Origin of the sequence: Streptomyces sp. NPDC048248 (genome assembly GCF_043201875.1) — a bacterium.
Lineage (GTDB): Bacteria > Actinomycetota > Actinomycetes > Streptomycetales > Streptomycetaceae > Streptomyces.
Genome location: NZ_JBICZL010000002.1, coordinates 185,605 through 199,999, shown reverse-complemented (window position 1 = coordinate 199,999; position 14,395 = coordinate 185,605). Strand labels below are relative to the sequence as shown.

Below are 14,395 nucleotides of genomic sequence, written 5' to 3'. Positions count from 1 at the left end.
CCGGCGGGCCTCGCGCCCACCGCCCCGGCGGGCGACCGGCTGCGCGGCTCGTGCGTCAGGAATCGACACGGCAGGTATTCACGACGTCCCCCGCGGCGGGGCGGTCGATCGTGTGGTCCGCGGGAGGCCGCACCCCACGCTCCACCCAGGCCGTCAGGGCGTCGAACGCTGCCCGGTAGCAGGGCAGGATCGGCCGTAGCCGGTCGGGATGGCTGTCGTGGAGCCCGTCGACGTGCGTGCCGCCTGCCACGGTGTAGTAGCGGTGCAGGGCCTGCCGCCGCTGCCCCGACACCATCCGGTCATAGACGTCGGAGTCCGTCGCGATCGGCAGCAGGGCGTCCAGGTCGCCGTGCAACGTGATCAACGGCCGCCCGATGCGTCCCGTCAGCGCGATCCGCTCGACCGCGCGGTGCACGGCCGCGGGACGCCCGGCGTAGTCGTACGCCCCGTCCGCCGCGCACGCCGCCAAGATCTCCTCCGGCGTCGAACCGGCCGAAGGGCCGGGGCAGCCCGGGTCGTAGCCGGGGTCCAGTTCGGCGCGGTAGGTCTTCTGCGTCACGCCCCAGTACGCGTGCTGGTGGTACGGCCACAGGAACCGCGACCCGGGCGCGAAGCCCGCCGCGGTCATCTCCCGCACCCCGGCCGCCCCCTGCCCGTAGGACACCGCCGTCGGCAAGGAGGTCAGCAGGCTCGGTCCGTTCGCGGTCCACAGGGCGCCCTCCCAATCGACGCCGCCGTCGTACAGATCGGGATGGTTCTCCAACTGCCAGCGGGTCAGATAGCCGCCGTTGGAGATGCCCGTCATGTACGTCCGGCGCGGGGCGTGGCCGTAGAAGCCCGCGACGGTCCGCTGCGCGGCACGCGTCAGCTGCGTCGTACGGCGGTTCCACTCGGCGATGGCGTCACCGGGGCGCCGCCCGTCGCGGTAGAAGTCCGCGCCGTTGTTGCCCTTGTCGGTCGCGGCGTAGGCGAAGCCTGCGGCCAGCACCCGGTCGGAGATCAGCGCGTCGGTGGCGTACTGCTTGCGCGTACCGGGCGCGCCCGTGACCACGAGCCCGCCGTTCCAGCGCTCCGGCAGACGGATCACGAACTGGGCGTCGTGCCGCCAGCCATGCGTGGCGTTGAAGGTGGAGCTGTCGGGGAAGTAGCCGTCCACCTGAACCCCGGGCACACCACTGGGCAGCCGGGTCCCCCGTGCCGCCAGCCCGGCCTGGTCGGCGGTATCCGTATACGGCGTGCCGGCCAGCGCGGTCGTCGTCAGATCGGGCAGGCAGACCGCCTGCTGCCGCTCGGCGCCCGGGACCGAAAACCCCGGGAGGACCACGCCCACCGCGGGCGTACTCGCTCCGCAGGAGCGATCGGGCGCGGGCACCGGCCGCGCCGCTCCGAGCGAGGTCAACACGAGCAGGGACGCGGCACACACGACAGCGGTGCGTCGCGAACGGGCGTACGCCAGGCGCATTCCGGCCTCCAGAAGCGGGCGGCCCGATTCGGCCGCGGCGCCCCATCGTGTGCCGTTACCGCACCACCCGCCATGGACCCGCCCCACACCCCTCGGCCCGCCGGAATGTGCTCCGGCCGAGCCCCCGCGGCCCCGGAGTGGCTCAGAGGGGGCGTACCGCCAGCTTGTCCAACGAGGACAGCAGACCCGGCAGCTCCGGGCCCCGCCCCACCGGATGCACCTCACCCGGCTCCTCGTCCAGCAGCACGAAGGCGATGTCATCGGTGCGCGCGACCATGCTCCAGCCGGGGCCGTCGACACGCAGCGTACGGGCCTCGCCCGCCGCGAACGACGACCGCACCCGGCCGGGCGGCGGCGGCTCGGTCACATACCGACGCGCCTCCGCCAACACCCGGCGCACCCCCGTGTGCTGCTCCTCGCCCGGCTCCGCGAAGGCGACCTCACCATCCACCTGCTCGCGCCACGCCGCCCACTGCAGGGCGATCTCGTCCGCGCCGAGCCGCCGCTGCGCAGGCCCCCACTCCTCCCCGTCCGGTGGCACCAGGGGCTCCGGATCGCCGTCCTGCGGTTCCGGGTCGTGCGGCTGCGGCACTCCCGGAGCCGACACGGCGAGGGCGACCGGCCAGCCCGGCAGCGCGCCGACGATGCTGTTCTCCCCGGGCGAGAGGTCGTACTCCATACCGCAGTCCCATGCCGCGATCGCACAGGCCACCAGCGGCACGTCCTCGGTGACCACCGTCCAGCGCGCCCCGCTGCCGTCCTGCCCGAGGACCAGCCCGTACCCCTCTTCGTACGGCTCCAGGCCGAGGCCCGCGCACACTTCGGGGTAATCGTCCCCGAGCACGCTCGGGAACTGCGCGGGCGTCAGCAGCACCGCCGTCAGCACGAGCAACTGATCGTTGTCGGCGCTCTCGGTCGCGGGCACGCGGGCCTCCCATCCGATCCATCCGGAGTATGTCGGCGCACCTTAATTGGCTCGGCATGACCTTGTCACCAGCTCTACGCTGCGCTCATGTGTTTCTACAGCCGCCGGATGCACTTCGTCTGCCTCGACTGCCGGACCGCCGTCAAGAGGACCGCGGGCGCCCAGGCACCGGGCGACATCCCCTGTCCGCGCTGCCGCCGCCCCCTGATCGACGCCGGCGCGGACCTCGCCGTGCCCAGGCGCGGTGACGAGGCCGGCTGGCGCGCGCTCGACGCCGTACTGCGCGCCGGGCTGACCTTCCACGGCGGCTGCTGCGGCACGGGGCCGGGCTTTCGTCCCCGTACCCCGCGCGAGGTGAGGGAGCGGCTGGCCCTGGCCGAACGGTCCGGTATGCCCGTCAAGGACGCCCTGGCCGTGGCGGAGCCCTCGGTCACCGACCGCTACGGCGCGAACGCACCGGCCTGCGGACCGCGGGCCCGGAAGACCGGGCAGCGGAACGGCTGACAGCGGCCCCTCGCCCCCTCGCCTCGGGTCAGGAGGCCGGCAGACCGAGCAGCTCATGGGCGACGGTTTCCGGCGACTGCTCCCGCTCCCGCGCGATCACCGCACGGCAGGCGAGCTCGTGCACGCCGAACGCCAGTGCCTCCGGCGACACCCAGGCCGCCGCCTCCGCGCCGCGTTCCTCGTCGCCCTCGGCGTTCGCCGCCACATGGACCGCGGCCGCTTCGAAGAGATTGTGCGCACGCCGCCGCCCGGGCGTGCCCGCGGTGCCCCGGCGCGTCCGGACGGGGCCGTCACCGCCCTTGCCCGAGGACCGTCCGACACCATGGAAGAGCCCGTCGAAACCGCGCAAGAATCCGGCCATGTCGACTCCTGATCGGCGCCCGTCGCCGTCGATGAAGTGTGCCCGTGCCGCCTAGAGTTGGAACTTCGGCGAACGAAGGGACGATGCCCGGTGCGGCGCTACGACTGGCTCAGAGAGATCCGGCGGCTCGACCCCGAGCGCGACTTCCTGCGGATCTATCGCATCACCGCGTCCCACGAATTCCCCTGGGACATGACCAGAGCCCTGGAACTGGCGCTCTACCGCACCTACGCCGTGCCCAGTATCGGGCGACTGCTCGCCCGGACAGCCGAGCTGACGGACCGTACGCAAAAGCGCTACGACGACACCGCGCTCCTCCTGGACGCCGTCGTCGAGCACGGTTTCGACGGCACGGAAGGCCGGACGGCCATCCGCCGCATCAACCAGATGCACCGTGGTTACGACATCAGCAACGACGACATGCGCTACGTCCTGTGCACTTTCGTGGTGGTGCCCACCCGCTGGATCGACCAGTACGGCTGGCGCCCGCTGAGCGAGCACGAGAAGCGCGCCATCGCCGCCTACTACCGCACCCTCGGCCGCCACATGGGCATCACCGAAATCCCCGAGACCCACCAGGACTTCGCGCGTTGCCTGGACGACTACGAAGAGGCCCACTTCGGCTGGGACGAGGGCGCCCGGCGCGTCTCGGACGCCACCTTGGACCTCATGGCGGGCTGGTACGGCCCTCTCGCCCCCGTGGTGAAGAAGGGCAGCATGGCCCTCCTGGACGACAGCCTCCTGGACGTCTTCCGCTACGAACACCCCAAACCCGCGGTCCGGGCCGCCGTACGCGGCGCCCTGAAACTGCGGGCCAGGGCAGTGCGCCTGCTCCCACCCCGGCGCACCCCCCACTACGCCCGCCAGAACCCCGAGATCAAGGGCTACCCGAACGGCTTCCGCCTCGCCGACCTGGGGACGTTCCCCCCACCGCACCGCGCGGGCAGCTGCCCCGTCCCGCATGTGGGGGACACGCCGGAGCCCTGACCGGGCTCTGCTCCGGGCGAGTTGACGGATGCGGCTCGGGGGAGGGCGGCGCCTGCCGCCGCGCTCCTCCGCCGGGCAGCGACTCTCACCCTCTGCGGACCGCCAGCGCCAGATAACGGGAGTCCTCGTCCACGTACCGCACGAGATCCCATCCGCTGCCGCCGAGCAGCGGCCGCAGATTCGGCTCCGCACGGAGGTCGTCAGGAGTCAGGGCGCGGCCCTTGCGAGCGGCGAGGGCCGCGCGTCCCACGGGGTGGAAGAGGGCCAGCCGGCCACCGGGGCGTACGGTCCTGGCCAGTTCCGCGAGACCGCCGGCGGGGTCCGGCAGGTGGGAGATCAGCCCTGCGCCGAATACGGCGTCCAGACACGCGTCGCGCAGCGGCAGCCGGGTCACGTCCGCGAGCATCAGCCCCGCGCTGCCGTCGCGGCCCGCCCCGACCGCTGCCCGCAGCATCTCGGGTGTGAGGTCCGCGCCCAGTACCGTCCCGTGCGAGCCCACCGCCTCCCGCAGGGCGGGCAGTGCGCGCCCCGTGCCGCACCCGGCATCCAGCACCCGGTCGCCGCGGTGCAGGTCCATCTCTGCGATGGCGGCGGCGTAGGCGGGCGCGTCGTCGGGAAACCGGTCGTCCCAGTCCGCGGCCCGGGCGGCGAAGAACGCGCGGACGTCGTGCGGGTCGGCGTGGTCGGTCATCGGGCTCCTTCAGGGCGGGGTGCATACAGGGCCGTCCGCCCATGATCTCCCACGGGCCCCTGGGCGAGGTACTGGTGGGACCGGGAGCTGAGGGGCGATGGGGGGCGCTCAGCGGGCGGGGGGACGGGGGCGCGAGGACGCGGGGGCGTGGAGCGCCCGCGTGGCGAACATGTTCGGTCACGGCGCGATCGTTCGGAAGCGTGGCCACGCCAAATACCCGCGTCTTCCGGTCTGTCTCCGGAAACCAGGGCCCACTGTCACTAGCGTCCGCGATCACGAGGACCTCGCCGGCCGGCATGGGAGGGCGAGGGCGCACAGGTGGTGGGGGACGGGGGCGGGCCGGCATGGCTCAGGACAGACGGTGGTACGACGCCGAGGCCGGACCGGTCGTCCGCCCCTACGCGGCGGTCGGCACACACTCCGCCCCGGACCCGGCGGCCCGGCTGGACGTCATCGCGCTGGTCTCGGCGGGACCCCGGGCGCCGAAGGACGCGGCGGCCGACGAGTCCGAACTCGGCCCGGAGCACCGCACCTTGCTCACCCTGTGCCGAGCCGGGGCCCGGTCGGTCGCCGAACTCGCAGCGGCCGCCGAACTGCCGATCACGGTGGTGAGGGTGCTGCTCGGAGATCTGCTGTGCAGCGGCCAGGTCCGGGTGAGGCCTCCCGAACCGCCGGCCAAGCTCTCCGGTGAAAGGTTTCTGCGCGAGGTGATCCATGGCCTCCGCTCACTGTGACCACCGCGCCGGGAATCATGTCCCGCAGCCCCAACTACCGTGACTGCAGGGCCCCGTGGGGACCTTTGATCCAAGCCTCGTGGCTTTCCCGAATTCAAGGACATCGCGATCAGCGGGGGGTACGGTCCTCGCCATGGATTCCGGACGGCGCTCTGCCGCTGGGGCTCCTCTCGCCGAGCCATGGATCCGACCGCACCCGTGACGTACGGGATCTGCATCCTGGAGGAGACGGCTGATGAATGCCGCACAAGGGGCCCCGGAGGGCACGACCCTGGACCCTGATCCCGATCTGGCCCTGAAAATCTTGGTCGCGGGCGGCTTCGGGGTGGGCAAGACGACCCTGGTGGGCTCGGTCAGCGAGATCCGCCCCCTGCGCACCGAGGAACAGCTCACCGAGGCGGGCGAGACGGTGGACGACACCGGGGCCGTGCACCGCAAGACCAGCACCACGGTGGCGATGGACTTCGGGCGCATCACCATCAGGCAGGGGCTCTCCCTCTACCTGTTCGGCACCCCCGGGCAGGATCGTTTCTGGTTCCTGTGGGACGACCTATCGGAGGGTGCGCTCGGTGCCGTGGTGCTGGCCGACACCCGGCGGCTGGAGGACTGCTTCCCGGCCGTGGACTATTTCGAGCGGCGCGCGATCCCGTTCCTGGTGGCCGTCAACTGCTTCGCGGAATCGCGGTCCTACGGTGCCGACGAGGTGGCCCGCGCCCTGGACCTGGACCGCGGCACCCCGGTGGTGCTCTGCGACGCGCGGGACCGCGACTCGGGCAAGGAAGTGCTGATACGACTGGTCGAGCATGCCGGACGGCTGCACACCGCCCGCCTGTTGGACTCCGTCGGCTAGCGCGCTTCTTGTGGTGATGTGCTGATAGGCGTGGACGCCGGGCGGCGGGCTGAGCCAGGAGGGCGCGTCAAGTCCATCGATCGAGTGGCACTCTCCCGATGTGGAATAACGCAATGCGCCCCTGCGCATGCCTTCTGCTGATCACGGGCCTGAATATCCCCGAATACAGGAGCACAGCATGCGTATCCGAACCCTCGTCGCCGCCGTCGCACTTGCCGCCACCGCCGTACTCGGCAGCGCGAGCTTGGCCACGGCGGACGACATCGACCAGTTCAGCAGCGGCAGAATTGAACAGACCATCACCCACAACGGTTTCACCACCAGCAAGGTCTGGTAACACTCACCGCTCATCGGCTCTGCCGTACACCGCGGGGAATGGTGGGGGGCTCCGCCCCTCCCGACCGGCTACGGCCCTCGTTCGGGGGCGTAGCCGATCGGGAGGGGCGGCCAGGGCGTAGCCGGACGGTCGAGGAGCTGTAGCGGTGGGCGCTGGGGCGGTTGTCCCAGCGGTGGGCGTACCGCTGGACAGCCTGCCTGGCGCAGCCCCTCGCGTGTGGTCAATCAGCGGCGACGACACTCGGCTTGCAGTGACCGGGTTGGATGCGGGGCGCGAACTGCGGGGACGCCCCCCTTCGTTTGACGAAGGGGGCGGGGCGTGACTCGCCCTCCCCGGCGGTTCGGGCGGTGAAGTGGACGGCTGGAGCTCCCGTCCCGCACTCCTGCTGCGTTGCACAGCTGACCCGGGGGGCTGCCGGTACCGCGAAGCGTCCGACCCCCGGGCCGGCTTCTCCTCGTTCAAACGAACCGGGTTACGCGAACTGGCCGGGCCGGTAGCCCCCCGCGGGCTGCTGGATGATGACGTTCCCGCGGTTGAAGGCGTTGATAAGGGCAATCTGCGAGACCAGCGCGGTGAGTTGCTCCTCGTCGTAGTACTTGGCGGCGTTCGCCCATGCCTCGTCCGTGACGCCACCGGCGGCGTCGGCGATGCGGGTGCCCTGCTCCGCCAGCTCCAGGGCGGCGCGCTCGGCCTCGGTGAAGACCGTGGCCTCCCGCCAGGCCGCGACCAGATTGAGGCGCGTCGAGGTCTCCCCGGCGGCAGCGGCGTCCTTGGTGTGCATGTCCAGGCAGCCACCGCACCCGTTGATCTGACTGGCCCGGATCTTCACCAGTTCCTGCGTCGCGGCGGGCAGCGATGAATCGGCGAGCGCCTTGTTCGCGGCGATGATGTGCTTCCAGGTCTTGCCGGCGATCGGGCTGCCGAACATGTTCACACGCGCACCCATGGTGAGCTCCTCCGTCGTCGTCGATGCCTACACCGATATGACGGGGCGGCCCGATGCGATGTGACACGGGCGGAGGTGACGTGCGTCTCGCCTGAGTGGGAGGGGATGCCAACACCGAGGATCGGGACCGCTGTCGAGCCGCCCGGCGCGAGGGAGGCGGGGTGTCGGCGGGACGCGGGCGGAGCGGCGGCGCACGGTGTGGCACGGGGGCCGGGCGTCCTGCGCCGCCTGTATCCGTCAGCTCGTGAGATCCGCCATGGCCACGGCCTTGTCGATGCGGACCCGCACCACCAGTTCTCCGGGGACGCCGTTGCGGGCCCCGAACTCCTCCGCCTGCTCCTCGCCCATATAGCGGGCCGCGATCCGGGTCGCCCAGTGGCGCAGTGCTGCAGGGTCCTCGCTGATCTCCGCCCTTCCGTGCAGCACCACGAAGGAGAACGGCGGCCGCTCGTCGTCGACGCAGACGGCGACTCTGTGGTCACGCGCGAGGTTGCGGCCCTTGACGGTCTCCTTCCCGGTGTTGAACACCAGCTCGTCGCCGTCCATCACGAACCACACAGGTGCGATGTGCGGGCTGCCGTCGGCCTGGACGGTCGACAACTTGCCGGTGCGGGTGCCTTCCGAGACGAACGTGTGCCACTCGTCCTTGGTCATCTTTCGTGCCATGCCGCCATCCTCTCCGTCCGGCGCGATCGAGCGGCCGTGGCACGCCGGGCTGTGGGGCCGCTTGCCGATGCGGCGGAGGTGGGACAGGCTGGCACGGCAGCCGCGGACGGACTGCGGGCTGCCGACCGGCCAAGTGCGCGGACGGGGATACGGGGAGGATGCGGCATGGCATTGAGCAGCGGACTCGACTGGCTGCTGGACGATCTGACCAAACGGGTGGAGAAGGTACGGCACGCGCTGGTGCTCTCCAACGACGGGCTGGTCACCGGCGTCAGCGAGGGACTGGAGCGGGCGGACGCGGAACATCTCGCGGCGGTCGCCTCGGGTCTGCACAGCCTCGCGAAGGGGTCAGGGCTCCACTTCCAGGTCGGACGGGTGCGCCAGACCATGATCGAGTTCGACGACGGCATGCTGTTCGTGACGGCGGCGGGGGACGGCAGTTGCCTGTGCGTGCTGGCCGGCGCGGACGGTGATGTCGGGCAGATCGCCTACGAGATGACACTGCTCGTCAATCGCGTCGGTGAGCATCTGGGGGTCGCGGTCCGGCAGCCGGAGAGTTATCCACAGGTCTGACGCGTCGGTTGACGCGCTGTCACCACCCCCACGTATTGTCGTCACTGTCAGTGATCGACCGATGTCGTGGGGGAAAAACATGACAGTGATGTGCGACGGGCAGCAGGCGCTCGCGATGGGGCGCGCCGCTCGTGAACTGGAACTGAGGACGGGCGAGTTCGAACTGGCCGCCCAGCTCGGCGAAGTGCGGACGGTCCCGGCCGGCCAGGACGGCCGGCCGGGGCGCCCCGGCCCACTCGCCAGGCGCCGGGTACCGGCGGAGGAGATCGCCCGGCTGCAGGCCGAGCCGGGCTTTCCCGACGCGCTCCGCGAACGCATCCGCACGGTCGGCACGACCGAGGCCGCCGAGCTGATGGGCATCGGCCCGAGCCGGTTCCTGCGCCTTACCCGAGCCGGCTGCTTCGGCCCCGTCCGGTTCTACGTCAACCGCTTCGGCGCGGTGGTCTGGCTCTACCTCGCCGCCGAGGTCGCGGCTTTCGCCGACCGTGAACCCGAGCTGATGCGCGGCAACACCCCAGCCGCGATGCGGGTGATGCTCGACGGAGGACAGGACTGGCGGGCGCGGCAGTGGCGCAGCCGCAGGGTCGCCCAGCTCATGGGGGAGACCGACGATCCCTGGGAGTCCGCCGCGGTCATCGCCGCCGTGCTGCCTCCGGAAGAGCTGGCCTCCGTCGCCGAGGACCCCCTGGAGCGCTCCCTGTTGCGCAGCCTCCGGCCCGCCTTCGCCTCGGTCATCACCGCGACGGCCGCCGCCCGGGAGGCGTACGCACGGGTGCTGACGGCCGAGGAGTTCGACGAAGTGATGTGGTACCGCGTCAACCTCTCCCGGGCCCTGGAAGCGGCCCGCCGCGACGAACCGGGCCGCGTCCGGACTCCGGCCGCGGTGACGGCCGGAGCCCGCAGGGGTCAGTCGCCGAGCTTCCTGAACAGCCCTTCCTGGACGACCGAGACCAGCAGCCTGCCGGCGCGGTCGTAGATCCGGCCGCGGGCCAGCCCCCGACCGCCGGTGGCGATCGGCGACTCCTGGTCGTAGAGGAACCACTCGTCCGCGCGGAACGGCCGGTGGAACCACATCGCATGGTCCAGCGAGGCCATGTCGAAGCCGCGCGGACCCCAGAGCGGCTCGATGGGGATGCGGACCGCGTCCAGCAGCGTCATATCGCTGGCGTAGGTGAGCGCGCAGGTGTGGACGAGCGGATCGTCACCCAGCGGTCCGACCGCGCGCATCCACACCGCGCTGCGCGGCTCCGCGGCCTCGATCTCGTCCGGCGTCCAGCGCAGCCGGTCGACGTAGCGGATGTCGAAGGGCTGCCGCCGCGCCATCCGCTCCAACGCCTCGGGCAGACCGCCCAGGTGGGCGCTGACCTCGTCCACGACCGTCGGCAGATCCTCCGGGTCGGGCACCGCCCGACGCATCGGCAACTGATGATCGAAGCCGGGCTCCGGCTGGTGAAAGGAAGCGGTCAGATTGAAGATTGTCCGACCCTGCTGGACCGCGACGACGCGGCGTGTGGTGAACGACCGCCCGTCACGCACCCGCTCCACCTGGTACACAATCGGCACCCCGGGCCGCCCCGGCCGCAGAAAGTACGCGTGCAGCGAGTGGACCGGGCGGTCACCCTCCGTCGTCCGCCCGGCCGCCACCAACGCCTGGCCCGCGACCTGGCCGCCGAAGACCCGCTGCAGGGACTCCTGCGGGCTGCGGCCCCGGAAAATGTTCACCTCGATCTGCTCCAGGTCCAGCAGATCGACCAACTTCTCGGCCGGATTGGTCATGACCGGTGGCCCTCCGTCACATCCGTCGGCGGCCTCGGGTGAAGCCGTCCGCTCACAGCTGACCCACGTCGGTGACGCGCACCACCGCACGCCCCTCCTCGTCGGAGGCGGCCAGGTCCACCTCGGCAGAGATGCCCCAGTCGTGATCACCGTTCGGGTCGGCGAAAGTCTGCCGCACCTTCCACAGCCCGTGCTCGGCATCCTCCTCGATCTGCAGAAGCTTCGGGCCGCGCGCGTCAGGACCGGTGCCCAGCTCGTCGTACTCGTCCCAGTAGGCATCCATCGCGTCGCCCCAGGCGTCCACGTCCCAGCCGGACTCGGCATCCAGCTCGCCGAGCTCCTCGACCTTGTCCAGCGCCGCCAGCTCCACCCGCCGGAACATCGCATTGCGCACCAGCACCCGGAACGCCCGCGCGTTCGAGGTGACCGGCCGCACCTGGTCTGCCCGCTCCGCGGCCTGTTCCGCCGTCTCCACCTCCGGATTGGCGAGCTGTTCCCACTCGTCCAGCAGGCTGGAGTCCACCTGCCGCACCATCTCCCCGAGCCAGGCGATGATGTCCTGGAAGTCCTCGGACTTCAGATCGTCCGGCACGGTGTGGTCGAGCGCCTTGAAGGCGCTCGCCAGGTAGCGCAGCACAATGCCCTCGGTGCGGGCCAGCTCGTAGAAGGAGGTGAACTCCGTGAAGGTCATGGCGCGTTCGTACATATCGCGGATGACCGACTTCGGCGACAGCGGATGGTCGCCGACCCACGGGTGACTCTTGCGGTACAGGTTGTAGGCGTGGGAGAGCAGTTCGTCCAGCGGCTTGGGGTACTCGACGTCCATGAGCCGCTCCATGCGGTCCTCATACTCCACGCCGTCGGCCTTCATCTGGGCGACCGCTTCGCCCCGGGCCTTGTTCTGCTGGGCGGCCAGGATCTGCCGCGGATCGTCCAGCGTCGACTCCACCACCGACACCATGTCCAGCGCGTAGGACGGCGACTCAGGGTCCAGCAGGTCGAACGCGGCCAGTGCGAAGGTCGACAGCGGCTGGTTCAGCGCGAAGTCCTGTTGAAGGTCGACGGTCAGCCGGACGATCCGGCCCTCCGCGTCGGGCTCCTCCAGCCGCTCCACGATCCCGCCGTCCAGCAGCGACCGGTAGATCGCGATGGCGCGACGGATGTGCCGCAGCTGATTCCTGCGCGGCTCGTGGTTGTCCTCCAGCAGGTGGCGCATCGCCGCGAAGGCGTTGCCCGGCCGCGCGATCACGGACAGCAGCATGGCGTGAGTGACCCGGAAACGGGAGGTCAGCGGCTCAGGATCGGAGGCGATGAGCTTTTCGAAGGTGTTCTCGCCCCAGTTGACGAAGCCCTCCGGCGCCTTCTTGCGAACGACCTTCCGCCGCTTCTTCGGGTCGTCGCCGGCCTTCGCCAGGGCCTTCTCGTTCTCCACGACGTGTTCGGGCGCCTGCGCGACGACAAAGCCCGCGGTGTCGAAGCCGGCCCGCCCGGCCCGGCCCGCGATCTGGTGAAACTCCCGCGCCCGAAGCGTCCGCACCCGGGTGCCGTCGTACTTCGTCAGCGCGGTGAACAGCACCGTGCGGATGGGGACGTTGACGCCGACGCCGAGCGTGTCCGTACCGCAGATGACCTTCAGCAGGCCCGCTTGCGCCAGCTTCTCCACCAGTCGGCGGTACTTCGGCAGCATGCCGGCGTGGTGCACGCCGATGCCGTGGCGGACGTAACGCGACAGGTTCTTACCGAACTTGGTGGTGAACCGGAAGTTCCCGATGAGCTCGGCGATCTGGTCCTTCTCGGCGCGCGTACACATGTTGATGCTCATCAGAGCCTGCGCCCGTTCCACGGCCGCGGCCTGCGTGAAGTGCACGATGTACACCGGGGACTGGTGGGTCTCCAGCAGCTCGGTGAGCGTCTCCGTCATCGGCGTCGTGCGGTACTCGTACGACAGCGGCACGGGCCGCGTCGCGGAGCGCACCACCGACGTCGGCTTGCCGGTGCGGCGGGTCAGATCCTCTTCGAACCGCGACATGTCGCCGAGCGTCGCCGACATCAGGATGAATTGTGCCTGCGGCAGTTCCAGCAGCGGAATCTGCCAGGCCCAGCCACGGTCCGGCTCGGCATAGAAGTGGAACTCGTCCATCACGACCTGGCCGATGTCGGCGTGCTTGCCGTCGCGCAGCGCAATGGAGGCGAGCACCTCGGCCGTACAGCAGATGACGGGCGCGTCGGAGTTGACGGAGGCGTCACCGGTGAGCATGCCGACGTTCTCGGTGCCGAACAGCTTGCACAGGTCGAAGAACTTCTCCGACACCAGGGCCTTGATGGGAGCGGTGTAGAAGGTCACCTGGTCGCGGGCCAGGGCGGTGAAGTGCGCGCCGGCGGCGACAAGGCTCTTCCCCGAGCCGGTGGGGGTCGACAGGATGACGTTCGCCCCCGAGACCACCTCGATCAGCGCCTCCTCCTGGGCAGGGTAGAGCGCGATGCCCTGCTGCTCGGCCCAACTCGAAAAGGCTTCGAAGAGGGCATCGGGGTCGGCGTCTTTCGGCAAATGATCGATGAGGGTCACACCCCCCATACTGCCTGCCTTCGGCCCGTATCAGGGAACCGGCGGTGCATTGCCCGGGGCCGGGACCCCACGCCCCGCCACTACGGGGCGATCACTGTGCATGACCTCTGAGCTGCGGAGATGACGATTTGCGTCAATTCGTGACAGTAGCGGTCAGGGCTTTGTGTGCAGCGGTCCCATGGCGACTGCGGGGCAGTCCGTAGGCGATGCAGCGAGTCGTGGGGAGGGAGGAACTCGGGGATCTGGTGAGGTCGACGGGTGCCGTTGCCAGGAGAGGTGGTGGTCTGACCTGCGAAGACGTGCTCGGGGCGCGATCGGCGGGCCGATGGCCACTCGGGCGGCGGGCGCCGGCTGGGGCTGCCGTGGGCTGACGCGCGGGCTCATCCCGGGCAATGCCGAGGTTCCGTTGATCTTCCCCGCGCATGAGCCTTGACGATCACCGAGGGAGGGGCGGGGAGGGAGCGGCGCGCACCACGGGCGGGCGCGGAGCCCGGCCGGCCATGCCCTTCATAGGGAGACGTGGCGGAGATCACCGGCGCCAGCGAAGGGAGATCGCCCCCGATAGCGAAGGGAGATCTCTTGGCCAGAGCGAGGTCGGCCGCGGGGGATGGGGAGGGGAGGTGGGGGAGGGGGGAGGGGGAGGGCCCCCACCCGGGGCGGACGGTCCAGGCTCCCGAGTCGATACGGGTGGACCGTTCGCCTCGGCAACCCCCCCTGTCCCGGGTCCATGCTGCGCATCACCGCATGGACCCGCTCGTCACCTCACATCGCGCCGAGACCGACTGCCTCGCGGGCCCCGGTCCGACATGAGTGCGGGCCGGTACGAAAACGTACCGGCCCGCTCGGGGAGGGGTGCCCCGATGCCGCCGCGTGGGGTACGGGGCCCTTCAGGTCGTGTTCGGCGGCGTACGGAGAGGTCTCAGCGCCTACCGATCGCACTGCACTCAGCTGTCACTGACCGCACTGGGTCGTTGCCGCTGGGCCGCAACCAGATTCCGAATTCACGTGGTTGCGCCG

15 protein-coding genes are annotated in these 14,395 nt (G+C 70.7%); 7 read left to right on the top strand and 8 right to left on the bottom strand.

Annotation, left to right across the window (positions count from 1 at the left end; all coding sequences use genetic code 11):
* Positions 1–55: 55 nt before the first annotated feature.
* Together ACGFZW_RS04120 and ACGFZW_RS04115 are read right to left on the bottom strand one after the other, a co-directional pair.
* Complete coding sequence (locus ACGFZW_RS04120) at positions 56–1,462, bottom strand: tannase/feruloyl esterase family alpha/beta hydrolase (RefSeq protein WP_393891456.1); 1,407 nt, start codon at positions 1,460–1,462, stop codon at positions 56–58.
* Between the two features lie 142 nt (positions 1,463–1,604).
* Positions 1,605–2,387: a hypothetical protein gene (locus ACGFZW_RS04115; RefSeq protein ID WP_393891455.1), complete on the bottom strand. Its 783-nt coding sequence runs from the start codon at positions 2,385–2,387 to the stop codon at positions 1,605–1,607.
* An 87-nt stretch (positions 2,388–2,474) separates the two neighbouring features.
* Between ACGFZW_RS04115 and ACGFZW_RS04110 the strand changes: the two genes are divergently transcribed.
* A complete protein-coding gene (locus ACGFZW_RS04110) occupies positions 2,475–2,891 on the top strand; it encodes a hypothetical protein (RefSeq protein WP_393891454.1) in 417 nt (138 codons plus the stop codon).
* A gap of 28 nt (positions 2,892–2,919) precedes the next feature.
* Here ACGFZW_RS04110 and ACGFZW_RS04105 read toward each other — a convergent pair whose 3' ends face one another.
* Complete coding sequence (locus ACGFZW_RS04105) at positions 2,920–3,252, bottom strand: hypothetical protein (protein ID WP_393891453.1); 333 nt, start codon at positions 3,250–3,252, stop codon at positions 2,920–2,922.
* 90 nt (positions 3,253–3,342) lie between these two features.
* On the opposite strand from ACGFZW_RS04105, the gene ACGFZW_RS04100 reads away from it, so the two are divergent.
* Positions 3,343–4,239 carry an oxygenase MpaB family protein gene (locus tag ACGFZW_RS04100; RefSeq protein WP_393891452.1) on the top strand — a complete coding sequence of 299 codons (897 nt, stop codon included), beginning with the start codon at positions 3,343–3,345 and terminating at the stop codon, positions 4,237–4,239.
* Between the two features lie 85 nt (positions 4,240–4,324).
* Here the strand turns inward: ACGFZW_RS04100 and ACGFZW_RS04095 are convergent, their stop codons facing one another.
* Positions 4,325–4,930, bottom strand: coding sequence for a class I SAM-dependent methyltransferase (locus ACGFZW_RS04095; protein ID WP_393891451.1), 606 nt, complete (start codon positions 4,928–4,930; stop codon positions 4,325–4,327).
* A 344-nt stretch (positions 4,931–5,274) separates the two neighbouring features.
* On the opposite strand from ACGFZW_RS04095, the gene ACGFZW_RS04090 reads away from it, so the two are divergent.
* The 3 genes from ACGFZW_RS04090 to ACGFZW_RS04080 all read left to right on the top strand — a co-directional run bounded on the left by ACGFZW_RS04090 (position 5,275) and on the right by ACGFZW_RS04080 (position 6,851).
* Positions 5,275–5,664 (top strand): DUF742 domain-containing protein, encoded by a 390-nt coding sequence (locus tag ACGFZW_RS04090; RefSeq protein ID WP_393891450.1) that lies wholly within the window; start codon positions 5,275–5,277, stop codon positions 5,662–5,664.
* Positions 5,665–5,899: 235 nt separating this feature from the next.
* Positions 5,900–6,514, top strand: coding sequence for an ATP/GTP-binding protein (locus ACGFZW_RS04085; protein WP_393891449.1), 615 nt, complete (start codon positions 5,900–5,902; stop codon positions 6,512–6,514).
* A gap of 178 nt (positions 6,515–6,692) precedes the next feature.
* Positions 6,693–6,851 carry a hypothetical protein gene (locus ACGFZW_RS04080; protein WP_393891448.1) on the top strand — a complete coding sequence of 53 codons (159 nt, stop codon included), beginning with the start codon at positions 6,693–6,695 and terminating at the stop codon, positions 6,849–6,851.
* A gap of 472 nt (positions 6,852–7,323) precedes the next feature.
* On the opposite strand, the gene ACGFZW_RS04075 is transcribed toward ACGFZW_RS04080, so the two are convergent.
* Entirely contained in the window at positions 7,324–7,797 is a 474-nt protein-coding gene (locus tag ACGFZW_RS04075) for a carboxymuconolactone decarboxylase family protein (protein WP_393891447.1), read from the bottom strand.
* 237 nt (positions 7,798–8,034) lie between these two features.
* Complete coding sequence (locus ACGFZW_RS04070; RefSeq protein ID WP_393891446.1) at positions 8,035–8,463, bottom strand: PPOX class F420-dependent oxidoreductase; 429 nt, start codon at positions 8,461–8,463, stop codon at positions 8,035–8,037.
* Positions 8,464–8,628: 165 nt separating this feature from the next.
* Between ACGFZW_RS04070 and ACGFZW_RS04065 the strand changes: the two genes are divergently transcribed.
* Entirely contained in the window at positions 8,629–9,036 is a 408-nt protein-coding gene (locus ACGFZW_RS04065) for a roadblock/LC7 domain-containing protein (RefSeq protein WP_393891445.1), read from the top strand.
* A 79-nt stretch (positions 9,037–9,115) separates the two neighbouring features.
* Entirely contained in the window at positions 9,116–10,012 is an 897-nt protein-coding gene (locus ACGFZW_RS04060) for a DUF6397 family protein (RefSeq protein WP_393891444.1), read from the top strand.
* On the opposite strand, the gene ACGFZW_RS04055 is transcribed toward ACGFZW_RS04060, so the two are convergent.
* Positions 9,943–10,812, bottom strand: coding sequence for an acyl-CoA thioesterase (locus tag ACGFZW_RS04055; RefSeq protein WP_393891443.1), 870 nt, complete (start codon positions 10,810–10,812; stop codon positions 9,943–9,945). The genes ACGFZW_RS04060 and ACGFZW_RS04055 overlap by 70 nt on opposite strands.
* A 52-nt stretch (positions 10,813–10,864) precedes the next feature.
* Positions 10,865–13,378, bottom strand: a complete 2,514-nt coding sequence (locus tag ACGFZW_RS04050; RefSeq protein ID WP_393891442.1) for a DEAD/DEAH box helicase — start codon at positions 13,376–13,378, stop codon at positions 10,865–10,867.
* Positions 13,379–14,395: the final 1,017 nt, after the last annotated feature.